Source organism: Microbacterium sp. NPDC076911, from assembly GCF_040687125.1.
GTDB lineage: Bacteria > Actinomycetota > Actinomycetes > Actinomycetales > Microbacteriaceae > Microbacterium.
In genome coordinates, this window is record NZ_JBFBMP010000002.1 from 162,689 (window position 1) to 185,456 (window position 22,768).

Sequence of the window (22,768 nt, forward strand, 5' to 3'; positions counted from 1 at the left end):
TAGCAGGGGGCAGCTCGGTCACACTCTTAGGCTATCTACCCTCTTGCGTCACGAAATCGATCAGCTCTTCAACGCGCCCAAGAAGCGCAGGTTCAAGGTCACGGTAGGTCGTCACCCGCGACAGAATGCGTTGCCAGGCGTGGGCGATGTCGGCCTGGTCCTGTGCGGGCCATCCGAATGCGCGGCAGATGCCGACCTTGAATTCGGTACCGCGCGGAATCTCTGGCCAACGAGTGATGCCCATCGCTTTAGGCGTGACGCACTGCCACACATCGATCCACGGGTGTCCGACGATGCGCAGGTGCGCACCATGCTTTCCACGCTCAATCTGCTGGGCGACGCGCGATTCCTTTGAGTGGGGAACGAGGTGATCGACGAGCACGCCATAGCGTCGCTCAGCTGACGGTGGCTCCGCCTCAAGCAAGTCGTGCAACAAATCGATCCCCTGCAAGTACTCCACGACGACACCTTCGGCGCGCAAGTCAGCACCCCACACCTTTTCGACGAGTTCAGCGTCGTGCCGACCTTCAACGAGGATGCGACTGGCTCGCGCCACACGAGCTCGCGCCTCAGGGGCCACAAAAGAGCCCGATGCGGTACGTCGCGGCCGCTCAGCGGCACGCTGCGGCACGACAAGCGTCACTGGTTTTCCGTCTATAAGAAATCCGCCGCCGAGCGGAAAGAGCCTCCGCTTGCGCCGGCGATCTTCGAGCTCGACCATTCCCGAGCTGATGCCAACGACCGCGCCGCAAAAGCCGTCTTCGACCACCTCCACCACAAGATCTCGCTGCGCTTGCACGCGGGGAATCTCGCGCTGCCCGCGCGTGCGCCAACCAGACGCCAACACGTCTGCTCCATACCGATCGTCCATCAATCCTCCGAAGGCGAAACCATAGCGCGGCACGAAGCGAACGACGCCAGCGACTCGCGCACCCCAGCTGACTGGCGGCCGGGCTACCACGCCACCCCGATCGCTGAATAGACTCGACTTTTGGGGGCAGGAGCTGCGCCCGGAGGGGACCTGGATGCGCACGCGATGGGCAGCGATGCTGGCAGCAACCGTAGCGGTTGGACTTACTTTGGCATCGGGAGCAGCCAGCGCGACCGATCCGGTCCCGCTCAGCTCAGGCTACGTACTGGACGATGCCGGAGTGCTTTCCAGCAGCGACGCTGCCGATGGCCAGTCCCGACTGGAGGAGCTCAAGAGTGACACCGGCGTCGACCTATGGGTTGTCTACGTCGATGAGTTCACCAATCCTTCGGACTCTGCCGACTGGGCCAACGAAACGGCACAAGCCAACGGACTGGGGCCGACGCAGTATTTGATGGCCGTGGCTGTCGATAGCCGGCAGTACTACATCTCGGGCGATTCCGAGGGGCCTGTCACCTTCGAACAGCTCGCCTCCATCGAGCAAGAAGATGTGCAGCCCGCCCTCGCAGATGACGATTGGGCCGGCGCGATCGACGCCGCAGCAGACGGATTCACTTCTGCCGTTAACGGAACCAGCTCGAGCGGCACCTCAAACGGATCCGGTGGCTGGTTCTTCCCGCTGCTGCTCGGGATCGTCGTGGTCGGCGGGATTATCTATCTCCTCGTATGGTTTGCACGCCGACGCAAGAGAACATCGGTAGGGGCGGGCGTTGACGGCACATCGAGTGCCGAGCCACCGGTATCGATCGAGGAGTTGCAGCAACAAGCTTCATCGAGCCTCATCGAGACTGACGACGCGCTCAAGACGAGCGCTCAAGAATTGGGATTCGCCCGGGCTCAGTTCGGCGACGAAGCGACGGAGTCGTTCGAGCAGACCCTCGCGAAGGCCAAGCAGAATCTCGACGATGCATTCGCCCTAAAACAGCAACTCGATGACGAGGTTCCCGACGCTGCCGCTGATGTGCGGTCGTGGAACACCCGCATCATCGAGCTCTGCGACGAAGCCAACAAGGCGCTCGACGCAAAGGCAGCCGAGTTTGATGAGCTTCGCAAACTCGAACAGAACGCGCCGGATGCACTCGTGCGAGTACAAAAATCACGCGACGCTGTGGTGGAGGCGGTGGACATAGCCGCGGCGCACCTTGCCTCGCTGGAGTTGCTCTATGCACCCCAGGCGCTCGCAACGATCGCCGACAACCCCACTCAGGCCAGCACACGCATCGCATTCGCAGACGAGCAGATTGCCGCAGCTTCTGCCGCACTGACGCGCGGCGACGGTGGCGAAGCCGCGGTGGGAATTCGCGCGGCCGAAGAAGCCGTCGGGCAAGCGGCCCTTCTCGAAGAAGCCATCGAGAAACTGACCGCAGATTTGGCCGCCGCTGAACAGCGCTCTGTCGCCCTCATTGCAGAACTTGAAAGCGATATGCGCACCGCTGCGACGTTGCCTGACAGCAACGGGCATGTCGCTGCAGTAATCGCAGCAACAGGCCAGCAGATCGCTGCGGCACGCGCAAGTCTGGGCGAGGGCGGAAAGCGCCCGCTGGTGGCGATGCAAAGCCTCGAGGCTGCGAACACCGAAATCGACTCGGTTGTACAGCAGGTGCGAGATGCCGCCGCAAACGCGCAGCGCGCTCGCGCGCAGGTGGGCGAGCAGATCTTGCAAGCACAGGCGCAGGTGTCAGCGACCGAGGACTTCATCACAGCACGCCGTGGGGCGGTCGGTGCAGAAGCACGCACGCGCCTTGCCGAAGCCGGCGCGTCGCTCATTCGAGCGCAAGGATTGCAGAACAGCGATCCGGAGCAGGCTCTTGGGCACGCACAACGCGCCAATCAGCTCGCCGCCCACGCTGCCCAACTCGCCCAGAACGATGTCGGCGCGTTTCAGACCCGCTCTGTCCATAGACAAGGCGGCGGCGGAAACAACATGATGGGAGCCATGCTCGGTGGCATCGTAATCAATTCACTCTTGGGCGGGGGTGGTCGCTCATCGCGTGGCTACGGCGGTATGGGGCGCACAGGCGGCGGCTCACGAAGCCGAAGCCGGAGCACCGGCAGTTTTGGCGGCGGCGGTACTCGCGGTCGCCGAGGCGGTGGTCGTTTCTGAGCTGCGAGCCCTCTGACCTCATTCATTCACTCTCAGTCCACTAGGAAGGAAATCCCATGGCGAAACAGTCCATCTTCGGTCGCATCTCGACTCTCATGAAGGCAAACGTCAACGCGCTTCTCGACTCCGCCGAGGACCCACAGAAAATGCTCGACCAGCTGGTGCGCGATTTCAGCAACAGCATCGCTGATGCCGAGTCGGCCGTCGCCGAGACGATCGGCAACTTGCGCCTGCTCGAACGAGACCATCAGGAAGACATCCAGGCCGCGGCCGAATGGGGCAACAAGGCACTCGCCGCCAGCCGCAAAGCTGACGAGCTGCGGGGCGCGGGTAACATCGCCGACGCCGACAAGTTCGACAATCTCGCCAAGATCGCTCTGCAACGTCAGATCAGCGAAGAGAACGAAGCCCGCGCCGTTGAGCCGACGATTGCCTCGCAGACCGAGGTCGTTGCCAAGCTCAAAGACGGTCTCAACGGCATGAAGCAGAAGCTCGAAGAGCTGAAGTCGAAGCGCTCGGAACTGCTCGCGCGCGCGAAGACCGCTGAAGCTCAGAACAAGGTGCACGACGCAGTCAAATCGATCGACGTGCTCGACCCCACCAGCGAACTCGGCCGGTTTGAAGACAAAGTGCGTCGTCAAGAAGCCCTCGCTGCTGGCAAGCAAGAACTCGCTGCGTCATCGCTGGATGCACAGTTCGAGGCCCTCGAAGACGTCGGCGAACTGACCGAGGTCGAAGCGCGCCTGGCTGCAATCAAGACAGGCGGCACCCCACCGGCTGCGGCGATCAACGCCCCCAGCCAGCCGTACACTCCTTAGCAACACACGAAAGGCCCCGGTCCCACGGGACCGGGGCCTTTCGTCACTTCTCCGCAAGGATTGGGACTATGACGCGTTTCATGATTGTGCCGCAGTGGCAAGGTTCTGAGTCACCGAGAGCGATGAGACTCATCGATGGCGCGCAATCGATCGCTGGCGATCTCCCTCGCGCGTCGTGCATCACCATCGACGTGGCGTCCGAAGCTGGCGATGCTCAGGACACCGGAGTACGACGCCATAGCGCGATTGCGCGCACCCGTGACCGGTTGCGCGACGCGCTCGCTGAAAGCGATGGTCCCGTCATGTTGATCGGCGGCGATTGCGGCGCCGCCGTCGGCGCCATTGAGTACGCAGCATCGCAGCATCCCGATCTCGTCCTGGTGTGGTTCGATGCCCACGCCGATCTGCACACGCCTGAGACTTCTTCTTCTGGCGCGTTCGGCGGAATGGCGCTGCGCGCAGCGCTTGGCGACGGAACCGAATCGCTGAGAGTGAACGCGCATCCGCTTTCGCCGACGCAGGTCGTCATGGCGGGCGTCCGCGAGTTCGACGACAGCGAGCGCATCTTCGTCGATAGCGTGCCGGTCACCGTCATCAGCACCTCTCGCCTTGCGGAGCCTGAGGCTCTGGCCGAGGCCGTATCTGCCCTCGGCGCGACGAAGGTCTATGTGCACATCGACCTCGATGTGCTCGATCCCTCGGCGATTTCTGGGGTGACGGCGCCAGTACCGTTCGGGGCGCAAGTCGCCGACGTGGTCACGTCGATATCTCAGCTGCGCTCGCGCGTTCAGCTCGTCGGCAGTAGCATCTGCGGCTTCGCTCCGGCTTCTCCCGCCGCAGCTGTGGATGACCTCGGCTCGATCCTACGTCTCGTGGGAAGCCTCGCGTGAGCCCGATCGCGCAGCCTCCTGCTGACTGGCGCGAGCAAGCGGCGTCTGCTCTCGAGCGCGGCCAACGTCTCGACCGCATGATTCCCACGGTGCTTCTCGACTCGCCGATCAGCCGACTCGGCTATCTCTACGGAAACGCAGTGGGATGGATTTGGGGTTCAATCTGGAGTACGGGTCGAGTAGAAAACCGCGAAGGCCTCTGGGTATTTCAGGGCATGCCGAAGTGGACTTTTCCGCGCGGCGGCGTCTGCGCTGGTGGGTGCTATCTGACGGGTGATCGACCCGTGTCCAAAGAGGTCTTGCGGCACGAAGCTGTTCACAAACGGCAGTGGGAACGATATGGCATCTTGATGCCGGTCCTCTACCAGTTCGCCGGGCGCAATGCGCTACGCAATCGCTTCGAGATTGAAGCGGGCCTTGAAGACGGCAACTACGTTCCCCGCGACAGCGCGTGACCGCTGCTTAGCGCGAAGCGGTGAGCCCGTAGCGCTCTGGGCTGCAGATCGCATCAGGCGCGATGCCCATCTCGATCAGATGATCGACGATGTCTGCCGTGCCGAGATAGCCGCCGAGCAGGTGAACGCGGGTCGCGTCGTCTTCTTCGCAGAGCATCTCGTCGGCCCATGCATTCACGGCCCTCGAGAGCGCTTCACCGCTCGCACAACCGCGGCTTGTTCCCGGAGCACCCGAACGTCGTGATCGATCAAGCCAGGTGACCACCATGCGGCTTGGAGCGGTAATCGCACCCTGCCAGCTCGGGTCAGGAATCTCTACGAACACGCGACCCGTCGAACAGATTGGAAGTGTGGCGAGGAGCGCCTCTAGATCTGCCAACGAAGACTCATCAGCAGTGATGAGGTGTTGCACGCGCGTGTGGCGCGATGCGCGGCATGCGCGCGCGCTGTGCTCGGTGGAAGAGTTCATGACCCCTTCACTATACCGCGATAGCAAAGGGTTGCCTAACCTCACCTGACAGCTACGACTCGATAAGCACCCGGCGTAGCTCGTCGATTTCGTCGTCGCTGATTCCATGGGCGCGCAGATAGTCAGCAGCTGATCCGTAGCGCTCGCTCACCCTCGACAGCAGTGAGCTCATCACCGGAGCGGGCGACCGCGTGGCAAGGTCTTCAATGTGTCGCGCTTCGGGATGACGCTGACGCAGCCGTGCCACCACGGCCTCATTTCGCTGCGCTGGCAGCAGGCTCTCGGTGCGCGCATAGTCACCGACCACCGCGTCGACATCAACTCCTGCTGATGCAAGCGCGATTGCCACGACTACACCAGTGCGGTCTTTCCCGACCGTGCAGTGCACCAGCACCGGTTGATCCGAGATGATTCCTCGCACTGCTGCCACGACACCGAGCGCGGAATCGTCGAGCAGCAGCTGATACATCTCGTCGAGGCTGATGTCGTTCGCGAACATCGAGGCGACTGAACCCAAGAACAGCGGCACATGCTGCGTCGTAATCGGCAGCCCCTCGATGCGACTTGGCTCATGCGTGACCTCCGTGTCGGAACGCAAGTCGATGATGCGGCGCAGCCCCAGTTCCCCCAGCGCACGCGTGCCCGCCGGCTCCAGCCGCGCCAGATTACCCGAGCGAAAGAGGATGCTTCGACGCGTGAAACCGACGCCCGCGGACAAACCTCCGGTGTCTCGAAAGTTCATCGCACCCGCCACAAGCGGAGCCTCATCCACGAAAGTCACTCGCTCTCGCTCGCAGTAGCACTCTCAGCCGCCACCTCGAGGGGCGGCACCGGATAGCGGCCTGCGATGGCGACGCGGTTGAAGGCGTTGATCGCAACCAGAATCCAGCTCAGAGCGACGTATTCTTCTTCTGTCAAAACGCTGCCGACCCTGTTGTACACGTCGTCGGGCACTCCCCCTCGATCGATATGCGCGAAGGCTTCGGCCAGTTCGAACCCCGCGCGCTCTCGAGCACTGAACACTCCAGATTCCCGCCACACGGGAATCTGGGCGATCTCATCAGCTGAGACACCGGCGCGGCTCGCGCCGTTCACGTGAACCCGCACGCAATACGCGCAACCGTTGATCTGCGAGGTGTGAATCTGCACGAGCTCCTTAAGCCGCACGTCGATTGCCGCATCGCTCGCGAGCGCACCCACGGTCTTGGAGAACGCGGCGAGAGATTGATAGGCCTTGGGCGCTGATCGCGATAAGTGCACCCGGGATTCTTCACTCATGCCGCCAGCCTAGCTAGCGCGATGCCCACGTGTCGCGAACACGTTTGAGGTGGGTCAGACTATGAGGATGAATGAACCCGACGACGAGTTCTCCTTTCTGAGCGACCAAGCACACGATGCTGGCATCACCAGCGAGGTGCCGCGTGGCGAGCGCATAAATCTGCAGCTTGCCGATGGCCGAAGACTGAGCGCACTCCGGTATCACCCCCCTGGGAGTCAAGCGACCTCACCCGCAGTGACGCTGCTGCACGGCGCTGGCCTGAACGCTCACACCTGGGACACCACCATCGTTGCGCTCGGCCTGCCCGCCCTGGCGATCGATCTGCCAGGGCACGGCGATTCATCGTGGCGAAAGGATGCCAATTACGTCGCCGAGACCCTTTGGCCTGACGTTGCCGCGGCCATGGACGCGTGGACTGATGGTCCTCAGCTGCTGGTGGGCCATTCGCTGGGCGGCCTGACCGCAGCGGCGGTCGCCGCTGAGCGAACCGATCTGGTGCGCGATCTGATGATTGTCGACATCACGCCCGGTGTTTCGCTTGACGAGGGGCCGTCGGAACTGAGTGCATTCTTCGCTGGCCCGACCGACTGGGCGACCCGCGATGAACTCGTCGATCGTGCGATCAGCTTCGGTTTCGGCGGCGGTTCGCGCGAGAAGGTCGAACGGGGCGTGTATTTCAACTCACGCATTCGCGCCGATGGACGAGTCGAATGGAAGCATCACTTCGCGCATCTCGCGGCGGCAATGTCCAAGACAAACGACGAAGCGCCCGAACCGACCGCGGCACCGCTTCCTGTGGCCTCCAGCCTGGGGGCACCCGGCTGGCGCGATCTCTCCGGTGTATCCGCGCCGATCACGCTTATTCGTGGCGAACGTGGCTATGTCAGCGATGCGAACCTCGCCGAGTTCCGGTCGCGGGTGGCTTCGGCATCCATCATTCCGATGCGATCTGGGCACAACCCCCAAGAGGAGATACCGCGAGAACTTGCTGATCAGATCGCAAAACACGCAATAGACGCCTAACAGTTTAGTTGCATTTATTGCATGCAGAACGCGCGCGCGGTCACAAGTTCTCTAGGCTTGTCTTTCGCACCCGTGGTTTCTTGTCTGCAAACCCGGTGCACGCGCGCCCGATGCGCACAGCTGAGAAAGGCCCCCAATGTCTCGACGTACCCCAGCCGCCGCGGTTATTTCGCTGATCGCCGCAGGCGCGCTCGCGCTCAGCGCATGCTCTGGCGCCCCCGCATCATCCCCGACAGCCACGGGCGAGGCTGACCCCCAAGCGTCCGCCGCCATTCGGCTCGTTCTCGAACCAGGCAACCTCGACATTCGCCAGACCTCGGGCTCGGCGTTGGACCAGGTACTCATCGACAATGTGTATCAGGGACTCGTCTCTCGAACGCCCGACCAAGACATCGTCCCGTCGCTTGCGAGTGATTGGACCGTCTCACCGGACGGCCTCACGTACACATTCACCTTGCAAGAGGGTGTGATGTTTCACGATGGTCAGGAGCTGACACCCGAAGACGTGGTGTGGACGTTGACCACGAGGAAAGACAGCGCGGAGTGGACCGACTCTGCGCGTCTTTCGAACGTGGAATCAATCACCTCCGAGGGACAAGACGTCACGCTCACGCTCACCGAGCCGGATTCGAGCTTGCTCTGGAACCTCACGGGTCGCGCCGGCATCATCCTCAAAGAGGGCGACGAGATCGACTATCAGACCGCTGCCAACGGTACCGGCCCCTTTTCGTTGACGAGCTGGCGCCAGGGCGACAGCATCACGCTCACGCGAAATGAAGAGTACTGGGGCGACGCTCCGCAGGTAGCCGAGGTCGTCTTCGCCTACATTCCAGACAACCAAGCAGCGCTCAACGCCGCGTTGGCTGGCGAAGTCGACGTGCTGACCGGCTTCGACGCCAACCTCCAAGAGCAGATCGAAGCGACCGGCGACTTCGCCCTGGTGCTTGGCCAGTCCACCGACAAGGGCACGCTCGCTTTCAACAGCAACGCTGAACCGCTCGATGACCAGCGCGTGCGCCAAGCGATTCGACAGGCGATCAACAAGGAGTCGTTTATCGAGGCTCAAGCTTCGGGCGAGGTGCAGTACGGGCCGATTCCCGCGCTCGATCCCGGCTACGAAGACCTGTCAGACGTCGCACCCTACGACCCTGCTGCGGCTCGCGCACTCCTCGAAGAGGCCGGCGCAGAAGACCTCACGCTCACCCTGACAATTCCGAACTTCTACTCCACAACAGTGCCGCAGATTTTGGTCTCAGATCTCAACGAGGTTGGCATCACACTCGAGGTGGAATCGGTCGACTTCTCAACCTGGTTGAACAGCGTGTATGTCAACCAGGACTACGACCTGAGCTTCGTTTTGCACACCGAGGCGAGAGACTTCGAGAACTGGGCGAACCCGGACTACTACTTCACCTATGACAACCCAGACGTGCAGGAGTTGTACGCCGAGTCGCTTGCGGCAACCGATGAAGATGAAGCCGCAGCGCTGCTTCAGGAGGCCGCTCGGATCGTGGCAGAGGACTCGGCAGCCGATTGGCTCTACACCGGGGCCTCGGTGGTTGCTGTCGGTACTAACATCTCGGGTATGCCCTCTACCAACGTCAATGAACGACTGAACATAGCCGAACTCGGCAAGAGCAACGGGTGATCCGATACACGCTGACGCGCGCTGCCCTCCTATTGGTAGGGCTGTTCGTCGCCAGCGTGTTGATCTTCTTGACGTTGCGGGTGTTGCCGGGCGACATCGCGCAACTCATCGCGGGAACGAATAGCACTCCCGAGCAGGCCGCCGCGTTGCGCGAACAGTTGGGGCTCGAGCGTTCGCTCGGCGAGCAATATTTCAGTTGGATCGGCGGTATTTTTCGCGGCGAGCTGGGCAACTCCCTCCTCACCGGCGCGAGCGTCGAAAGTGAACTCGCTGAAAAAGCCCAGGTGACGGTACCGCTTGGCATCATGGCTCTCATGATCGCCGTGCTGTTCAGCGTGCCACTGGGCGTGCTGTCTGCCATGCGCCGGGGGCGCGCTGCCGGCACGGCACTGAGCGCGGGCGCGCAGGCAATTGCGGCCGTGCCTGTGGTCTGGGCTGGAATGATGCTCGTCGTCGTTTTTGCCGTGTGGTTAGGCTGGTTGCCCGCTCAGGGCTTTCCCCGCGCGGGGTGGCAAGATCCGTGGGCGGCTGTGAGCGCCCTGATCCTGCCTGCGCTGACCATCGGCATCATCGAGGGTGCGATGTTGATGCGCTTCGTGCGCAGCGCCACGTTGCAGGCCGCTGGCCAAGACTTTGTCCGCACCGCTGCTGCGAAAGGCCTCACCCGCAATTCGGCGCTTATCCGCCACGGACTGCCGGTGGTTGGGCTATCGATCATCACGGTGCTGGGTCTGCAGGTCGCGGGAATCATTGTCGGCGCAGTCGTCATCGAACAGCTCTTCTCATTGCCCGGTATCGGCCGAATGCTCGTCGCCGACGTGAGCGCGCGCGACCTGCCGAAAGTGCAGGGCGAACTTCTCGCGCTCACCGGTTTCGTGCTCATCGTCGGTTTTCTCGTCGACATCGTGCAACGCGTGATCGACCCACGTCAGAGGGAGGCGGAGTGATGGATGCTGCGCAACGCCCCTCCCGCGCGCACTGGCTCACCCGACTGTGGCGGCTGTCTACCAGCCGGTTTGGACTAATCGTTGTCGCGCTCGTGGTCGTCACCGCGCTGGTCTCACTGTTGTGGACGCCGTTCGATCCACAACGCGTCGAGATCTCAAACCGGTGGCTCTCCCCCAGCTGGCCGCACATCTTGGGCACAGACGGTTCAGGTCGCGACATTCTGAGTCTGATCATGGCGGGCTCACGAACCACCGTGATCGTCGCCGTCGGTGCGAGCGCTATTGCCGCGATCATCGGCGTCTTGCTCGCCGCGCTGGGAGCCCTCACCGTGCGCTGGGTTCGTGAGTCGGTCGCGGTGCTGGTCGACATCCTGATCGCTTTTCCGGTGCTCATCATCGCGATGATGATTTCTGCCGTCTGGGGAGGATCGCTGTGGGTTGTGATCTGGTCGGTCGGAATCGGATTCGGCGTCAACATCGCTCGAGTCACCCGACCCGAACTCAGACGCGTGCAGCACAGCGATTTCGTCGTTGCCGGTCGGGCATACGGCCTGACCCCCTCGCAGAATCTGTTGCGGCATTTGCTACCCAACGTCGCCCCCGTCTTCATCGTGCAGCTGTCTTGGGGCATGGCTGTCGCCGTCCTCGCTGAGGCGGGACTGTCGTACCTCGGGTTCGGCGCACCTGTCACCGAGCCATCATGGGGACTCCTGCTTGCCGAGCTGCAGGCGTATCTCACGGTGTACCCCCTGGCGGTGCTGGCGCCAGGTCTGGCGATCACGTTCACTGTGCTCGGACTCAATCTTCTCGGAGACGGGATCAGAGAAGTGACCGACCCGACGTTGCGCGCCACATCTGGACCAGCCCGCAGTTCGCGCACTCATATGCCCGAGGTCGTGGCATGAGTCTCACGGTGTCCTCTCTCACCGTCGAGATCGACGGCAAGCGTGTGGTCGATGACGTGTCATTCAGCGTCGATGACGGTGCCCGCGTCGGCCTGATTGGGGAATCAGGCTCGGGAAAGTCGATGACGGCGCTTGCGATCGCTGGGCTGTTGCCCGACGGCGCTCATGCCACCGGCAGCGTGCAGTGGCAGGGGCGAGAGCTGCTGGGACTGCCCGACCGTGAGCTCGCGCGCATTCGGGGCGACGAAATCGGCGTGGTGTTCCAGGAGCCGCAAACCGCCCTCAACCCGATCCGCACCGTGGGCCGACAGATCGCGGAGTCGGTGCGTATTCACGAGCGACTCTCGAAAAGAGATGCCGCAGCCCGCGCGATCCTCGAAGCATCCCGAGTCGCGCTCCCAGAGCCCGAGACGATCGTCGCGAGATACCCGCACCAACTCTCCGGCGGGCAACGTCAGCGAGTGGCCATCGCAATGGCCTTGGCCTGTCGTCCGCGTCTTCTGATCGCCGACGAACCAACCACAGCACTCGACGTCACGATTCAGGCAGAGGTGCTCGACCTGCTTCAATCTCTGGTCGCCAACGACGGTATGTCGCTGCTGTTCATCACTCATGACCTCGCAGTACTCTCACGCATCGCGACGCACGGGGTGGTGCTCGAACGAGGCCGCGTGGTGGAGGCCGCGCCTGTTGCAGATCTGCTGAGCGCACCGACCTCGCCGATCACTCAAGCGCTGCTGCGCGATGCTACCGCCACACTGTGGCGCCCCGGAGGTGGGCAATGAGCGGCGTGCTGTTGAAAGGGCGTGGCCTGAGGCGCACATATCGGGCTCCAGCGGAAAAGCTCTTCGCGCGCGCGTCGACGTCGACTGCGCTCGAAGACGCAGATATCGATGTAAGGGAAGGATCCGCCGTCGGAATTATCGGTGAGTCCGGTTCGGGTAAATCCACGCTTGTGCGCCTGCTCCTCGGACTCGACAAGCCGACGGCGGGAACAGTCCATTTCGATGGCAAGCCCGTCGATGCCGGCGCCAAAGCGCGGTCGCTGCACTGGTTGCGTCGCCAAACCGGCATCGTGTTTCAAGACCCGTATGCCTCGTTGGATCCACGTATGAGCGTCGGGCGCATCGTCGCGGAGCCGCTGTGGGCCCTGGGAATAGACGGAGACCACCGCGCCCGCGTGAGCGAGGTGCTTCAAGAAGTCGGCCTCGACAGCACTATGGCCAGCCGTTACCCACATGAATTCTCAGGTGGACAGCGCCAACGGATTGCTCTCGCGCGCGCGATCGCGCATCGGCCTCGCCTCCTCATCGGTGATGAGCCTCTTTCTGCGCTCGACGTGACCGTACGCGCACAGATCCTCGAGCTGCTCGGCGAACTGCGGTTGCGCGACAGCCTGACGATCGTGATGGTGTCGCATGACATTGGGGTGGTGCAGAGTCTGTGCGACGAAGTCGTGGTGATGAAAGACGGTCGCATCGTGGAAGAAGGCCCCACCGAGAAGGTGCTCTTCGAACCGCAGACTTCGTACACGCGTCGCCTGCTTGCGTCGATACCCGTTATCAACCCTCACCAGTAGGCGCAAGAACCCAGGCAAGGTCTGAAGCGACCACTAGCCTCAAGCCATGACAGCTGCGATCGTTCCGCCATACCTGCTGGCTCGTATTGCCTCCGTGCAAGAACCGGGCTGGGCTCGCGCAGCACAGGCAGCACGCTCGACCCTGGCGCTCACTCAAGATTGGCACTCACCTCGCTCGCGCCTGCGTCTGTCTATCGACGAGGCTGGCAGCCTAATCGCCGAGACCGCACCCGCGCCGCACCGTGAGATCTCGGACGCGCAGACACGAGCGATTCTGCCCGGTGTGCTGGTGCGCGCCGAGGGGGCTCCCCCGTCTTCCGACGTCACGGTCAACGATGCGTTCGACGGGCTTGGCGCAACGTTCGACTTCTTCTGGGACGCTTTTGGTCGCAACGGCCTTGATGGCGTCGGGGGCAGTCTGCTCGCGACCGTGCACTATGGCCGAGAATACGACAACGCGTTCTACAACGGGGAGCGCATGGTGTTCGGTGACGGAGACGGCGAGATCTTCGTCGGTTTCGCGCGCAGCCTGTCCGTCGTCGCTCACGAGCTGAGCCACGGGGTTGTCGATACTGAGGGTGGGCTCGACTACGAAGGGCAATCGGGAGCGCTGAACGAGTCACTTTCTGATGTTTTCGGAGCGCTGACCGAACAGCATGCGCGCGGTCAACGGGCTGAGCAAGCGTCTTGGCTCGTGGGCGAGGGCATCTTCAGCGATAACGTCGAAGGCCAGGCGCTTCGATCACTGTCGGCACCTGGGTCAGCGTATGACGATGATGTGCTGGGCCGCGATCCGCAGCCGGCGCACATGCGCGATTTTGTCATCACGTCGGGCGACAACGGCGGGGTGCACATCAACTCGGGCATTCCCAATCACGCCTTCTATCTGACCGCCATGGCGCTGGGCGGCCGCGCGTGGGAACGCGCGGGGCTCATCTGGTACCGCACCCTGGCAGCGCGCAGTCTCGCCCCGTCGTCTGACTTCGCGTCGTTCGCGGCCGCGACGCTGACTGCAGCCGTTGGGGAGTACGGTGAGGAGTCAGAGGAGGCCGCCGCCGTTCGCTCCGGATGGGTGGGCGTAGGCGTCATGAATGATGAGCCAATCGCCGATTGAGCCAAGCGAAATTCGCGTTTCGGTGACGCGAACGGGTGGCTTTGCCGGCTTGAGTCGCCAGTGGCATGTCACCGCGGCAAACGAGGATGCCAGCAAGCTCGCGTCGCTGGTCGAACAATGCCCGTGGGCTGAGACACAGCGTGAGGCCGACGACACGACGCAAGTGCGCACCGCCGATCGATTCGTGTGGCTTGTTCACGCGCAATGCTCAGGCACGCCGGATAAGCAGGCTGTGGTGCCCGAAGCAGAAGCGACGGGCGCATGGCGAAGCCTGATCGATGCCGTGCGTTCGTCGGATGGATCCGAGCGACGGTAACTGCGGGCCTATTTCCGGCGTCGCAGACGCTTCTTCGGTTTCAAACTCTTCTGCAGGTAGATTGTGCCTAGCCAGCGACCAAATTTGCGGCCCACCCGCCCCATTCTCCCCACTTCAACGAACCCGAGCTTCTGGTGAAGCGCGATCGATCCCTCTGCTCCTCGGTCGCTGATGATCGCCACCATCTCACGAATGCCACTGGCTTCACACGCGTCGATCAACGCCACGAGCATCGCGCGACCAAGACCTTTTCCTGCTGCGGCGTGCCCCAGATAGATCGAGTTTTCTACCGAATAGCGGTACGCCGATTTCGACGACATCGGCTGCACCAAGGCGTAGCCGAGAATCTGGCCGCTCGGCGATTGGGCCACGAGAAAAGGCATATCGAGCTTGCGCAGGTATTCGAGCTTTTCGCGCCACTGAGCGAGAGTCCACTTCTTCTCGTCGAACGTCACGACCGAGTTGGTGACGTAATAGTTGTAGATCTCGCGCACATACGGAAGATCGGCGTCGACGATAGGCCGGATCTCGTATGAAAAAGGCTGCTCGGGGGCGGGTTTCTTTCGCAATCGTGCCGGAAGAACGCGCCGATCTTTGTCGTACTCCTCTTCCAGCATGAGATCCAGCCTACGCGGGAATGTGCCAGTCGATCGGCGTGGCACCCTGTTGAATCAGCAGCTCGTTCACGCGAGAAAACGGGTGCGAGCCGATGAATCCCCGGCGAGCCGAGAGCGGTGATGGATGGGCCGATTCCACGATCGGCGTTTCACCCAGTAGCGGACGCAGAGACGCTGCATCTTTGCCCCAGAGCACCGCCACCAGCGGGGCGTGTCGATCAACAAGCGCGCGGATCGCGCACTCCGTGACCGCTTCCCACCCCCATCGGCGATGGCTGCCCGTCTCTCCCTCACGCACGGTGAGCACGCGGTTCAAGAGCATCACCCCCTGATCGATCCAGGCAGAGAGATCACCGTGAGCTGCCGGCGCAATTCCGAGGTCAGCTTCGAGTTCTTTGTATACGTTGCTGAGGCTGCGCGGCAACGGCCGCACAGCTCTGTCGACTGCGAACGACAGCCCGATCGCGTGACCCGGCGTCGGGTAGGGATCTTGACCGACAATGAGAACTTTCACTTCAGCCAGCGGTCGCTCAAAAGCGCGAAGCACGTGCTCGCCAGTGGGTAGATACGCACGGCCCGCGGCAACTTCGTCTCGCAGCCGTTCGCCAATCGCGGCGAGATCGCCCGCAACGGGCGCAAGTGCCTGAGACCATCCTTCGTCAATCAGCCCCGCAGCGGCGAGTTGGTCGAGCGACAGCGCCATTGGTCAGGATGCATCTTCTTCGGCAACTGTTCCTTGGAACGACCAGGGAAAGTCGATCCAGAGAGATGTGTCTTTCCAGACATAATCGGGGTGGATGATTGTCGTCGGCTTGGTATAGATGGTCGTCGACCGAACGACCGCACCACGATCTTTCAGCAAGCTGACCGCCAGCGCCAGAGTGCGACCGCTGTCAGCGACGTCATCGACCAACAGCACGCGCTTTCCACCGAGGTACGTCATGTCGAGCTCCGGCGGCAGGATCTCGGGCGCCTCCAGAACTGTGCCGATGCCGGTGTAGAACTCCACGTTGATGGCACCGCAGTTCTTCACGCCCAGCCCATATGCGATCGCGCCGGCTGGCAACAAGCCGCCACGCGCAATAGCTACCACGACATCGGGAACGAACCCGTCGGCCAGGATGGTGCGAGCGAGATCCCGGCAGGATTCACCGAACCCATCCCATGTGAGTGTCTCGCGCTCAGACATTGACTGTGCCTTTCGTTAGTCCGTCAGTTCTAGCCTAGGCGCGCGGCGGTGCTACGCTCAGCCGATGTCTCGATCCTCTGCTGCCGCTGACAGGCTCCGTGGCTCCGCCCTCGGCATCACCGCAGGCCTCATCGGCTGGTTCGTGTTCGTTGAAATCACCAGCGGCATTCTGCAGGGCTATTACGTGCCGCTGTTCAGCGACATCGTGATCGCGCTCGGAGTTCACGACTCTGACGTCAACTGGTTCGAGGCAGCTCAGCTTCTGCTCTCGGCGCTCGTCGTGCCGATTATGGCGAAGCTCGGCGACATGTACGGGCACAAGAAGATACTGCTCGTCGCGGCGATCCTTACGGCCGCTGCGACGTGGTGGCTGGCCTTTGCGGGCGATTTCTGGAGCTTTCTGATCGCGTGGTCGCTCCAGGGCTTCTATGTCGTCTGGCTGCCGCTTGAGATCGCGCTGATCTTCGAACGCGGTCGTCGTCAGAACCACGGCGTTTCGATCACACGCCGCGCTGCCGGCCTCCTGGTTGTCGGCTTACAAGCGGGCGCAATTCTCGGCGCGCTTGCCGCTGGCCGCATCTTCGATGCGAGCGGTGGCAACCTCACCTTCACACTGATCTTTCCCGCCATTGCTGTAACCGCGACGGTCTTCGTGATCTGGTTCGCTGTTCCCGATTCGGAGCCGATGCCCGGCCGGCAACTCGACACCTGGGGTTTCGTGATTCTGGCATGGGGTCTGCTGCTCATCACGAGTGCGCTCGTGTATATGCGCATGATCAACGAACTTGAACTGGGCGCTGGTTCATGGGTCTGGGTCGCGGTGTTGCTTATCGCCGGCATGTTGGTGTTCGTCTGGTTCGCACGCTTCGAACTGCGCCAGAAAGACCCGGCGATCGACATTCGCGTTCTCAGGCGCCCTGAGATGTGGCCGGTACAGATCACCGCCTTCTTGGTGGGCATCAGCCTGCTCGGAGCGCAGGGGCCTCTATCGACCTACGCGGGCACCGACTCGTCGCTCGGCTACGGCTTGGGGCTTGACGCGTCGGCACGATCGAACGTGATCGGGGTATACCTCGTCTCACTCATCGTCGGAGCAATTATCTTCGCACTGACGTCGCGCCGCGCAAGCCCTCGCATCATTCTGATCGCCGCAGCCGCGCTCGTGGGCGTCGGCTACACCCTCTTCCTGCCGTTTCATCAGGAGCTCTGGCAAGTGCTGCTCAACCTCTCGATCGCGGGTATCGGCTCAGGCGCGCTCGTGGGCGCGCTTCCTGCCGCGGCCGCCGCCGCCGCACCAGCCGGCCAAACCGGCATCTCCTCCGCACTTACCAACACCACCAAGACGATCGGTGGCACGTTCGCCTCGGCCATCTTCGGTGTGGTGCTTGCAGCGGGAGTCGGCACCGTGGCCAGCCAGACGGCCGCCTCGCTAGGTGGATATCTGGCGGTGTGGGCGATCTGCGCCGCCGGCGGCTTCCTCGCCGCGGTGTTGCTGTTCTTCGTGCCGAAGGTCGCGTTTGCCGATGAGGCTCCTGGCGACGAGGTAGCCGCCCAGCCTACGATTCTCTGATTCGCTCAGTCGTTCTGGCGCGGGTGCAGCGGGCCTCGCGCCAGCAGGTGCTGTGCTGACTGCGCCACGGGCCGCATCGTGATCAAGTCAAGGTTGACGTGTCCGGGCGCGTTCAAGGCGTAAGAGATCACGTCGGCGACGTCGACCGCCGTAAGCGGCGCCTCCACCCCGTCATAGACGCGCTCCGCGGCCGCGTGATCGCCTCCAAGCCGGTTCACCGTGAACTCGGCAGTCAAGACCATTCCCGGAGCCACCTCGATGACACGAATGGGCTCACCGTTCAGCTCAAGGCGCAGCGCGCTGACGAGCATGCTTTCGCCCGCTTTTGCTGCGTTGTAGCCACCACCGCCCGCGTATGCGGTCTGGGCGGCTGTGGAGGTCACGAAGAGTGTGTCGGCGTGAGAATCGGATGCTGCGGCGCGGCGCAACTGCGGCAACAACGCCGAAACGAGGCGCTGAGCTGACAGCACGTTCACTTCGAACATCCATGTCCAGTCGGCCGCGTTTCCGTCTTCGACGCGATCAGCGCCACGTGCTCCGCCGGCAACGTGCACCAAAGAGTGCACCGGACCGGAACCTTCAAGCCACTCGGCGAGCGCGGCGACGTCTTCGGCCTTAGTGAGGTCGGCGGCAAACGCCACGGCACCCGTCTCTGCCTCCAGCTCGGCGAGCCGATCGGCGCGACGAGCCACGGCGACGACATCCCAGCCGTTCGCGCGCAGAGTGCGCGCCGTCTCTTCGCCGATTCCTGAGCTCGCTCCGGTTACCACTGCACGTCTGGTCGTCATGCCTCCAAGGTACCGACGAGATAGCAGCGTTGCGCGCCGCACGTTACGCCGCGTGTCTCATCGCTTGGCAACTCGTCGTCACGTCCGTACTGTCGGTGTGGTTCGAGGGTGACCGCTCTCGGCGCTCAGACCCGCAGGAGTAAGCCATGTCGACACCCGAGAACTGGCAGTTCGAGACAAAGCAGATTCACACCGGCGCGCAGCCAGATCCGGTGACCAATGCTCGCGCTACGCCGATCTACCAGACGACCTCATACGTCTTTGACAACACCGACCACGCCGCGAATCTCTTCGCACTCGCTGAGTTCGGCAACATTTACACGCGCATCCAGAACCCCACCCAAGACGTCGTCGAGCAGCGTCTCGCTGCGCTCGAGGGCGGAACGGGCGCGCTACTGGTCGCCAGTGGTCAGGCCGCTGAGACCTTCGCGGTGCTGAACATTGCGGGCGCCGGCGACCACATCGTGTCGTCATCGTCGATCTATGGCGGCACCTACAACCTCTTCAAGTACACGCTCGCGAAGCTCGGCATCGAGACAACCTTCGTCGAGAACCAAGATGACGCTGAGGAATGGCGTCGTGCCGTGCGACCGAACACCAAGCTGTTCTTCGGTGAAACCATCGGCAACCCGCAGATCAACGTGCTCGACATCCGCAAGGTCGCCGACGTCGCACACGAAAGCGGTGTGCCCCTGATCGTTGACAACACCATCGCGACGCCCTACCTCATCAAGCCGTTCGAGCACGGCGCCGACATCATTGTGCACTCGGCCACCAAGTTCCTCGGCGGTCACGGCACCACGATCGGCGGCATCATCGTCGACGGTGGACAATTCGAGTGGTCCAAGAACGTCGAGAAGTTCCCCGGCCTCACCGAGCCTGACCCGAGTTATCACGGTGCCAGCTACACGACTGCCGTCGGCGATGGCCTCGCCTACATCATCAAGGCCCGCGTGCAGCTGTTGCGCGACCTGGGCGCAGCAATCGCGCCGATGAGCGCGTGGCTGCTGATCCAAGGAATCGAGACGCTCTCGCTGCGTATCGAACGCCACGTGCAGAACGCTCAAGAGATCGCAGAGTGGCTTGAGAACATCGACGATGTCGCCTCCGTCAACTACTCGGGTCTGCCGTCGTCTCCGTGGTACGCCGCAGCGAACAAGTACGCGCCCAAGGGTGTCGGCGCCGTGCTCTCGTTCGAGCTCAAGGGCGGCGTTGAAGCGGGCCGCGCGTTCGTCAACTCGCTGAGTCTCTTCAGCCACCTCGCCAATATCGGAGACGTACGCTCACTGGTCATCCACCCGGCATCGACCACGCACTCTCAGCTCACTCCTGAGCAGCAATTGACTTCGGGAGTCACCCCCGGTCTGGTGCGGCTGTCGGTGGGCCTCGAGAACATCGACGACCTCAAGGCTGACCTCGAGCAGGCGCTATCGGCTGCGCGCGAAGTTTCAGAGGCTGCCCGCCTCTAACCCTGTGCAAGGGATGCAAGATGCCTCGGCCCCGCATGGGTCGAGGCATCTTGCATTTCGATCAAGACATACACATCGCTACGTGACGTTCAGCACAGTTGTTTGCCACTAGGTTTAGCCTCAGCGAATACGCGAGCGATGCCTTGGGGGCCACAATGACTCAACTCATGATCCGCCGAACCACCACAGCCACTGCGCTCGTCGCCGCGGCAGCACTTTTCACCGCGTGTTCTTCCGCCACGGATGCCGAACCCGCACCCACTGTCACGGTCACCGTGACCGCAACCCCTGAAGCGGCAGTTGCCGACGACGTCGACTTCGGCGAGATCCAAGAATCAGAAGAGCCGATCAGCGCCTACGACGCGTGGTCTCTGTGCGTCGCCGTGTCAGAGACCGACGTGCCCAGCGACTACTTCATCGCGATGGAGTACGCCGATGACAGCGTGACCTCCCAAGACGATGGCAGCTGGCTGGTCTATGTTGGCTTCCTCTCAAACGACGAGTCTGTGGGGCTGAGAACGACCTGCGTCATCAGCGGCACGAGCCTCGACCCAGACGTCGAATACCTGGGTGGACAAGACTTCTCCTAGGCCTGATCACCCGCGGCTGAGCCGCTACGGCGTAACAGTTCGTCGAGGTCTCGTGAACACGAGAGAATGGACGAATGGATTGGCAGACGTCCGAAGACACCGTGCCATCGGCGCCCGTCACCGAGGCCGATGCGCGATTCTTGCTGGGGCGACCGCCCGCCACGGGTGCGTGGCGCGACGGCGACCCGGCGGGAGAGCGACAGTTCGCCTCGTTCGGAGAGTTCCACACCGAAAGCGGCGGAGTATTGCCGTCGTTTCGCCTCGCATACGAAACCTGGGGAACACTCAACGAAGCGCGAGACAACGCCGTGTTGGTGCTGCACGCACTCACCGGCGACTCGCACGTCAGTGGTCCCGCTGGCCCGGGCCACGCTACCTCGGGGTGGTGGGAGGATATTGTCGGCCCTGGCTCGGCGATCGATACCGACCGCTGGTTCGTCATCGCTCCCAATATGCTCGGCGGCTGTCAGGGCTCAACGGGGCCCGCGAGCATCGCACCCTCTGGCTACGAATGGGCGGCTCGTTTTCCGTTCCTCACTATCCGCGACCAGGTTACCGCGCAAGCCCAGCTCGCTGACCAGCTCGGCGTCGATGTGTGGGCGGCGGTCGTAGGCGGATCGATGGGCGGCATGCACGCGCTCGAGTGGGCGACCGGCATGCCCGAGCGCGTCGCACGACTTGCGGTGCTGTCTGCCCCGCCGATGAACACTGCCGACCAGATCGCCCTCAACTCGGTGCAGATCGAAGCTATCCGTATCGACCCTCGGTTTCAGGGCGGCGAGTACTACGACGCCGCTGACGGCGATGGCCCCACTCGAGGGCTCGCACTCGCCCGGCGCATGGCGCTGCTCAACTATCGTTCCCCCACCGAACTCAACCAGCGTTTTCAACGGTCATGGCAGTCTGGCGTGAGCCCACTGGGCCACGGTGGGCGCTTCGCCGTTGAGTCTTACCTCGATTTTCACGGCAACAAATTCACTCGTCGATTCGATGCGAACAGCTATATCACTGTCGTCGAGGCAATGAACTCGCACGACGTGGGTCGAGATCGCGGCGGCATCGAAGAAGCACTCGCCAGAGTCACCGCTACCGCGCTTGTGCTCGGAATCGACAGCGACCGACTGTTCCCGATCGACGGGCAGCATCGCATCGCGCGCAGCATCCCGAACACCCTCGACGGCGACCGCGCCGTGGTGCTGTCAAGCGATTTTGGGCACGACGGCTTCTTGATTGAAACGCCAGCCGTGGCGATGCATCTGCGTCGCCTCCTTGAGACCTAGGCCTCGTCCACTTCTCGCGTATAGACCCACGGCAAGGCTCCCAGCGTGATTCGGTGTCGAGCTCGGGATGCTGCCGGTGCAGCATCCCCGTGATACTCAGCGTCTTCCTGCCACAGCATGATGGGTCCGTCGTCACCGCGCCGCGCGATCGTCTCGAACTGCTGCACTCCAGCCAGTCGGGTAGCCGTGACCAGAGAGTTCGCATCGGGGTGATGGGCGAGGGTATGCAGAGTTATCCACGTCGGCGGGTACAGGGTAACCTCACCGTTACGATGCCGCTCAAGCATCTCGAGTGGGCGAAGCCACGCTGAGGCAACGGCTTCGTCGGCGGCGAGAGTGATGGTGCCCTCGTGCGCATGAGCGACGAAGAACCAGGTGCGAATGCGCAGTGGAAGGCCGGGCGGCGGATCCCAGGTCGAGAGCGCAACCAACGAGGCCGGATCGACGATGAGACCCGTTTCTTCGAACGTTTCACGCGTACCCGCTCGGCGAGCAGGCAGCTCTTCGCCCTCGTCGCCTGCTCGGTGGTCGCCAGTTTCAAGTTTGCCGCCAGGAAATACCCACGCGCCGGCGAATGAGCCGCGATCAGGCCGCTCGATCAGCAGGATTTCAGGCCCGTCATCGCTATCGCGCACCATGACCACCGTGGCGGCTACCGGGGTGGTGGGGTCCGACGCATCCTCGGGTTGCCGCGGCAACGCGTCGCCCAGAGTCGCTGCGAGGGCGGCAAAGGTCGAATCTGCAGGCGTCTTTGATTGCGGCATAGCCTCAGCGTATGCCTGCTCGA

At 62.8% G+C, this 22,768-nt stretch carries 25 protein-coding genes; 16 read left to right on the forward strand and 9 right to left on the reverse strand.

From position 1 onward, the window contains the following. Nucleotides 1-31 precede the first annotated feature (31 nt). Nucleotides 32-871 carry a DUF3097 family protein gene (locus AB0O81_RS03240; protein ID WP_363581184.1) on the reverse strand — a complete coding sequence of 280 codons (840 nt, stop codon included), beginning with the start codon at nucleotides 869-871 and terminating at the stop codon, nucleotides 32-34. Between the two features lie 154 nt (nucleotides 872-1,025). On the opposite strand from AB0O81_RS03240, the gene AB0O81_RS03245 reads away from it, so the two are divergent. From AB0O81_RS03245 to AB0O81_RS03260, 4 genes are all read left to right on the forward strand, one after another. Next, complete coding sequence (locus tag AB0O81_RS03245) at nucleotides 1,026-3,035, forward strand: TPM domain-containing protein (protein WP_363581186.1); 2,010 nt, start codon at nucleotides 1,026-1,028, stop codon at nucleotides 3,033-3,035. A 56-nt stretch (nucleotides 3,036-3,091) separates the two neighbouring features. Continuing rightward, nucleotides 3,092-3,853, forward strand: a complete 762-nt coding sequence (locus AB0O81_RS03250; RefSeq protein ID WP_363581188.1) for a PspA/IM30 family protein — start codon at nucleotides 3,092-3,094, stop codon at nucleotides 3,851-3,853. A gap of 68 nt (nucleotides 3,854-3,921) precedes the next feature. Continuing rightward, nucleotides 3,922-4,743 carry an arginase family protein gene (locus tag AB0O81_RS03255; protein WP_363581190.1) on the forward strand — a complete coding sequence of 274 codons (822 nt, stop codon included), beginning with the start codon at nucleotides 3,922-3,924 and terminating at the stop codon, nucleotides 4,741-4,743. Next, entirely contained in the window at nucleotides 4,740-5,198 is a 459-nt protein-coding gene (locus AB0O81_RS03260; protein ID WP_363581192.1) for a Fe-S oxidoreductase, read from the forward strand. Before AB0O81_RS03255 ends, AB0O81_RS03260 begins: the two co-directional genes overlap by 4 nt. Before the next feature lie 7 nt (nucleotides 5,199-5,205). Here AB0O81_RS03260 and AB0O81_RS03265 read toward each other — a convergent pair whose 3' ends face one another. The 3 genes from AB0O81_RS03265 to AB0O81_RS03275 are packed head-to-tail and all read right to left on the reverse strand — an operon-like array spanning nucleotide 5,206 to nucleotide 6,945. Further along, entirely contained in the window at nucleotides 5,206-5,667 is a 462-nt protein-coding gene (locus AB0O81_RS03265) for an SIP domain-containing protein (protein WP_363581194.1), read from the reverse strand. Nucleotides 5,668-5,719: 52 nt separating this feature from the next. After that, nucleotides 5,720-6,448 (reverse strand): tyrosine-protein phosphatase, encoded by a 729-nt coding sequence (locus AB0O81_RS03270; protein WP_363581196.1) that lies wholly within the window; start codon nucleotides 6,446-6,448, stop codon nucleotides 5,720-5,722. Beyond that, nucleotides 6,445-6,945 (reverse strand): carboxymuconolactone decarboxylase family protein, encoded by a 501-nt coding sequence (locus tag AB0O81_RS03275; protein ID WP_363581198.1) that lies wholly within the window; start codon nucleotides 6,943-6,945, stop codon nucleotides 6,445-6,447. The genes AB0O81_RS03270 and AB0O81_RS03275 overlap by 4 nt, the downstream gene beginning before the upstream one ends. A gap of 67 nt (nucleotides 6,946-7,012) precedes the next feature. On the opposite strand from AB0O81_RS03275, the gene AB0O81_RS03280 reads away from it, so the two are divergent. From AB0O81_RS03280 to AB0O81_RS03315, 8 genes are all read left to right on the forward strand, one after another. Next, nucleotides 7,013-7,969 carry an alpha/beta hydrolase gene (locus AB0O81_RS03280; RefSeq protein ID WP_363581200.1) on the forward strand — a complete coding sequence of 319 codons (957 nt, stop codon included), beginning with the start codon at nucleotides 7,013-7,015 and terminating at the stop codon, nucleotides 7,967-7,969. A gap of 136 nt (nucleotides 7,970-8,105) precedes the next feature. Beyond that, entirely contained in the window at nucleotides 8,106-9,617 is a 1,512-nt protein-coding gene (locus AB0O81_RS03285; protein WP_363581202.1) for an ABC transporter substrate-binding protein, read from the forward strand. Beyond that, nucleotides 9,614-10,564, forward strand: coding sequence for an ABC transporter permease (locus AB0O81_RS03290; protein ID WP_363581204.1), 951 nt, complete (start codon nucleotides 9,614-9,616; stop codon nucleotides 10,562-10,564). The genes AB0O81_RS03285 and AB0O81_RS03290 overlap by 4 nt, the downstream gene beginning before the upstream one ends. Then, entirely contained in the window at nucleotides 10,564-11,469 is a 906-nt protein-coding gene (locus AB0O81_RS03295; protein ID WP_363581206.1) for an ABC transporter permease, read from the forward strand. Before AB0O81_RS03290 ends, AB0O81_RS03295 begins: the two co-directional genes overlap by 1 nt. Beyond that, nucleotides 11,466-12,254, forward strand: coding sequence for an ABC transporter ATP-binding protein (locus tag AB0O81_RS03300; RefSeq protein ID WP_363581208.1), 789 nt, complete (start codon nucleotides 11,466-11,468; stop codon nucleotides 12,252-12,254). The genes AB0O81_RS03295 and AB0O81_RS03300 overlap by 4 nt, the downstream gene beginning before the upstream one ends. Further along, nucleotides 12,251-13,048 (forward strand): ATP-binding cassette domain-containing protein, encoded by a 798-nt coding sequence (locus AB0O81_RS03305; RefSeq protein WP_363581210.1) that lies wholly within the window; start codon nucleotides 12,251-12,253, stop codon nucleotides 13,046-13,048. Before AB0O81_RS03300 ends, AB0O81_RS03305 begins: the two co-directional genes overlap by 4 nt. 46 nt (nucleotides 13,049-13,094) lie before the next feature. Next, nucleotides 13,095-14,162 carry a M4 family metallopeptidase gene (locus tag AB0O81_RS03310; protein WP_363581212.1) on the forward strand — a complete coding sequence of 356 codons (1,068 nt, stop codon included), beginning with the start codon at nucleotides 13,095-13,097 and terminating at the stop codon, nucleotides 14,160-14,162. Further along, complete coding sequence (locus AB0O81_RS03315) at nucleotides 14,140-14,478, forward strand: protealysin inhibitor emfourin (protein ID WP_363581214.1); 339 nt, start codon at nucleotides 14,140-14,142, stop codon at nucleotides 14,476-14,478. Before AB0O81_RS03310 ends, AB0O81_RS03315 begins: the two co-directional genes overlap by 23 nt. Nucleotides 14,479-14,486: 8 nt before the next feature. On the opposite strand, the gene AB0O81_RS03320 is transcribed toward AB0O81_RS03315, so the two are convergent. From AB0O81_RS03320 to AB0O81_RS03330, 3 genes are read right to left on the reverse strand one after another with little or no spacing between them, the layout of a single operon-like run. After that, a complete protein-coding gene (locus tag AB0O81_RS03320; RefSeq protein WP_363581216.1) occupies nucleotides 14,487-15,095 on the reverse strand; it encodes an N-acetyltransferase family protein in 609 nt (202 codons plus the stop codon). 10 nt (nucleotides 15,096-15,105) lie between these two features. Continuing rightward, a complete protein-coding gene (locus AB0O81_RS03325; protein WP_363581218.1) occupies nucleotides 15,106-15,798 on the reverse strand; it encodes a uracil-DNA glycosylase in 693 nt (230 codons plus the stop codon). Between the two features lie 3 nt (nucleotides 15,799-15,801). Next, a complete protein-coding gene (locus tag AB0O81_RS03330; RefSeq protein ID WP_363581220.1) occupies nucleotides 15,802-16,284 on the reverse strand; it encodes a phosphoribosyltransferase in 483 nt (160 codons plus the stop codon). Nucleotides 16,285-16,348: 64 nt separating this feature from the next. Here AB0O81_RS03330 and AB0O81_RS03335 point away from each other — a divergent pair, with 64 nt between their 5' ends. Beyond that, nucleotides 16,349-17,854: an MFS transporter gene (locus AB0O81_RS03335; RefSeq protein WP_363581222.1), complete on the forward strand. Its 1,506-nt coding sequence runs from the start codon at nucleotides 16,349-16,351 to the stop codon at nucleotides 17,852-17,854. 5 nt (nucleotides 17,855-17,859) lie between these two features. On the opposite strand, the gene AB0O81_RS03340 is transcribed toward AB0O81_RS03335, so the two are convergent. After that, complete coding sequence (locus AB0O81_RS03340) at nucleotides 17,860-18,642, reverse strand: SDR family oxidoreductase (RefSeq protein WP_363581224.1); 783 nt, start codon at nucleotides 18,640-18,642, stop codon at nucleotides 17,860-17,862. 146 nt (nucleotides 18,643-18,788) lie between these two features. Between AB0O81_RS03340 and AB0O81_RS03345 the strand changes: the two genes are divergently transcribed. From AB0O81_RS03345 to AB0O81_RS03355, 3 genes are all read left to right on the forward strand, one after another. Then, the gene (locus AB0O81_RS03345) at nucleotides 18,789-20,111 is read left to right on the forward strand and encodes a bifunctional o-acetylhomoserine/o-acetylserine sulfhydrylase (RefSeq protein WP_363581226.1); all 1,323 of its coding nucleotides are present in this window, start codon (nucleotides 18,789-18,791) and stop codon (nucleotides 20,109-20,111) included. Nucleotides 20,112-20,278: 167 nt separating this feature from the next. Continuing rightward, entirely contained in the window at nucleotides 20,279-20,701 is a 423-nt protein-coding gene (locus AB0O81_RS03350) for a hypothetical protein (protein WP_363581228.1), read from the forward strand. 74 nt (nucleotides 20,702-20,775) lie between these two features. Then, nucleotides 20,776-21,981 carry a homoserine O-acetyltransferase gene (locus AB0O81_RS03355; protein ID WP_363581230.1) on the forward strand — a complete coding sequence of 402 codons (1,206 nt, stop codon included), beginning with the start codon at nucleotides 20,776-20,778 and terminating at the stop codon, nucleotides 21,979-21,981. Here AB0O81_RS03355 and AB0O81_RS03360 read toward each other — a convergent pair. Next, the gene (locus AB0O81_RS03360) at nucleotides 21,978-22,745 is read right to left on the reverse strand and encodes an NUDIX domain-containing protein (protein ID WP_363581232.1); all 768 of its coding nucleotides are present in this window, start codon (nucleotides 22,743-22,745) and stop codon (nucleotides 21,978-21,980) included. The genes AB0O81_RS03355 and AB0O81_RS03360 overlap by 4 nt on opposite strands. Between the last annotated feature and the right edge of the window lie 23 nt (nucleotides 22,746-22,768).

Excerpts from the sequence above, each read along its gene's own strand:
- AB0O81_RS03240 (WP_363581184.1), bottom strand. The coding sequence starts at position 871 with ATGGACGATCGGTATGGAGCAGACGTGTTGGCGTCTGGTTGGCGCACG.
- AB0O81_RS03245 (WP_363581186.1), top strand. The coding sequence starts at position 1,026 with ATGCGCACGCGATGGGCAGCGATGCTGGCAGCAACCGTAGCGGTTGGA.
- AB0O81_RS03250 (WP_363581188.1), top strand. The coding sequence starts at position 3,092 with ATGGCGAAACAGTCCATCTTCGGTCGCATCTCGACTCTCATGAAGGCA.
- AB0O81_RS03255 (WP_363581190.1), top strand. The coding sequence starts at position 3,922 with ATGACGCGTTTCATGATTGTGCCGCAGTGGCAAGGTTCTGAGTCACCG.
- AB0O81_RS03265 (WP_363581194.1), bottom strand. The coding sequence starts at position 5,667 with ATGAACTCTTCCACCGAGCACAGCGCGCGCGCATGCCGCGCATCGCGC.
- AB0O81_RS03275 (WP_363581198.1), bottom strand. The coding sequence starts at position 6,945 with ATGAGTGAAGAATCCCGGGTGCACTTATCGCGATCAGCGCCCAAGGCC.
- AB0O81_RS03280 (WP_363581200.1), top strand. The coding sequence starts at position 7,013 with ATGAATGAACCCGACGACGAGTTCTCCTTTCTGAGCGACCAAGCACAC.
- AB0O81_RS03285 (WP_363581202.1), top strand. The coding sequence starts at position 8,106 with ATGTCTCGACGTACCCCAGCCGCCGCGGTTATTTCGCTGATCGCCGCA.
- AB0O81_RS03295 (WP_363581206.1), top strand. The coding sequence starts at position 10,564 with ATGGATGCTGCGCAACGCCCCTCCCGCGCGCACTGGCTCACCCGACTG.
- AB0O81_RS03300 (WP_363581208.1), top strand. The coding sequence starts at position 11,466 with ATGAGTCTCACGGTGTCCTCTCTCACCGTCGAGATCGACGGCAAGCGT.
- AB0O81_RS03305 (WP_363581210.1), top strand. The coding sequence starts at position 12,251 with ATGAGCGGCGTGCTGTTGAAAGGGCGTGGCCTGAGGCGCACATATCGG.
- AB0O81_RS03310 (WP_363581212.1), top strand. The coding sequence starts at position 13,095 with ATGACAGCTGCGATCGTTCCGCCATACCTGCTGGCTCGTATTGCCTCC.
- AB0O81_RS03315 (WP_363581214.1), top strand. The coding sequence starts at position 14,140 with ATGATGAGCCAATCGCCGATTGAGCCAAGCGAAATTCGCGTTTCGGTG.
- AB0O81_RS03320 (WP_363581216.1), bottom strand. The coding sequence starts at position 15,095 with ATGCTGGAAGAGGAGTACGACAAAGATCGGCGCGTTCTTCCGGCACGA.
- AB0O81_RS03325 (WP_363581218.1), bottom strand. The coding sequence starts at position 15,798 with ATGGCGCTGTCGCTCGACCAACTCGCCGCTGCGGGGCTGATTGACGAA.
- AB0O81_RS03330 (WP_363581220.1), bottom strand. The coding sequence starts at position 16,284 with ATGTCTGAGCGCGAGACACTCACATGGGATGGGTTCGGTGAATCCTGC.
- AB0O81_RS03335 (WP_363581222.1), top strand. The coding sequence starts at position 16,349 with ATGTCTCGATCCTCTGCTGCCGCTGACAGGCTCCGTGGCTCCGCCCTC.
- AB0O81_RS03340 (WP_363581224.1), bottom strand. The coding sequence starts at position 18,642 with ATGACGACCAGACGTGCAGTGGTAACCGGAGCGAGCTCAGGAATCGGC.
- AB0O81_RS03345 (WP_363581226.1), top strand. The coding sequence starts at position 18,789 with ATGTCGACACCCGAGAACTGGCAGTTCGAGACAAAGCAGATTCACACC.
- AB0O81_RS03350 (WP_363581228.1), top strand. The coding sequence starts at position 20,279 with ATGATCCGCCGAACCACCACAGCCACTGCGCTCGTCGCCGCGGCAGCA.
- AB0O81_RS03355 (WP_363581230.1), top strand. The coding sequence starts at position 20,776 with ATGGATTGGCAGACGTCCGAAGACACCGTGCCATCGGCGCCCGTCACC.
- AB0O81_RS03360 (WP_363581232.1), bottom strand. The coding sequence starts at position 22,745 with ATGCCGCAATCAAAGACGCCTGCAGATTCGACCTTTGCCGCCCTCGCA.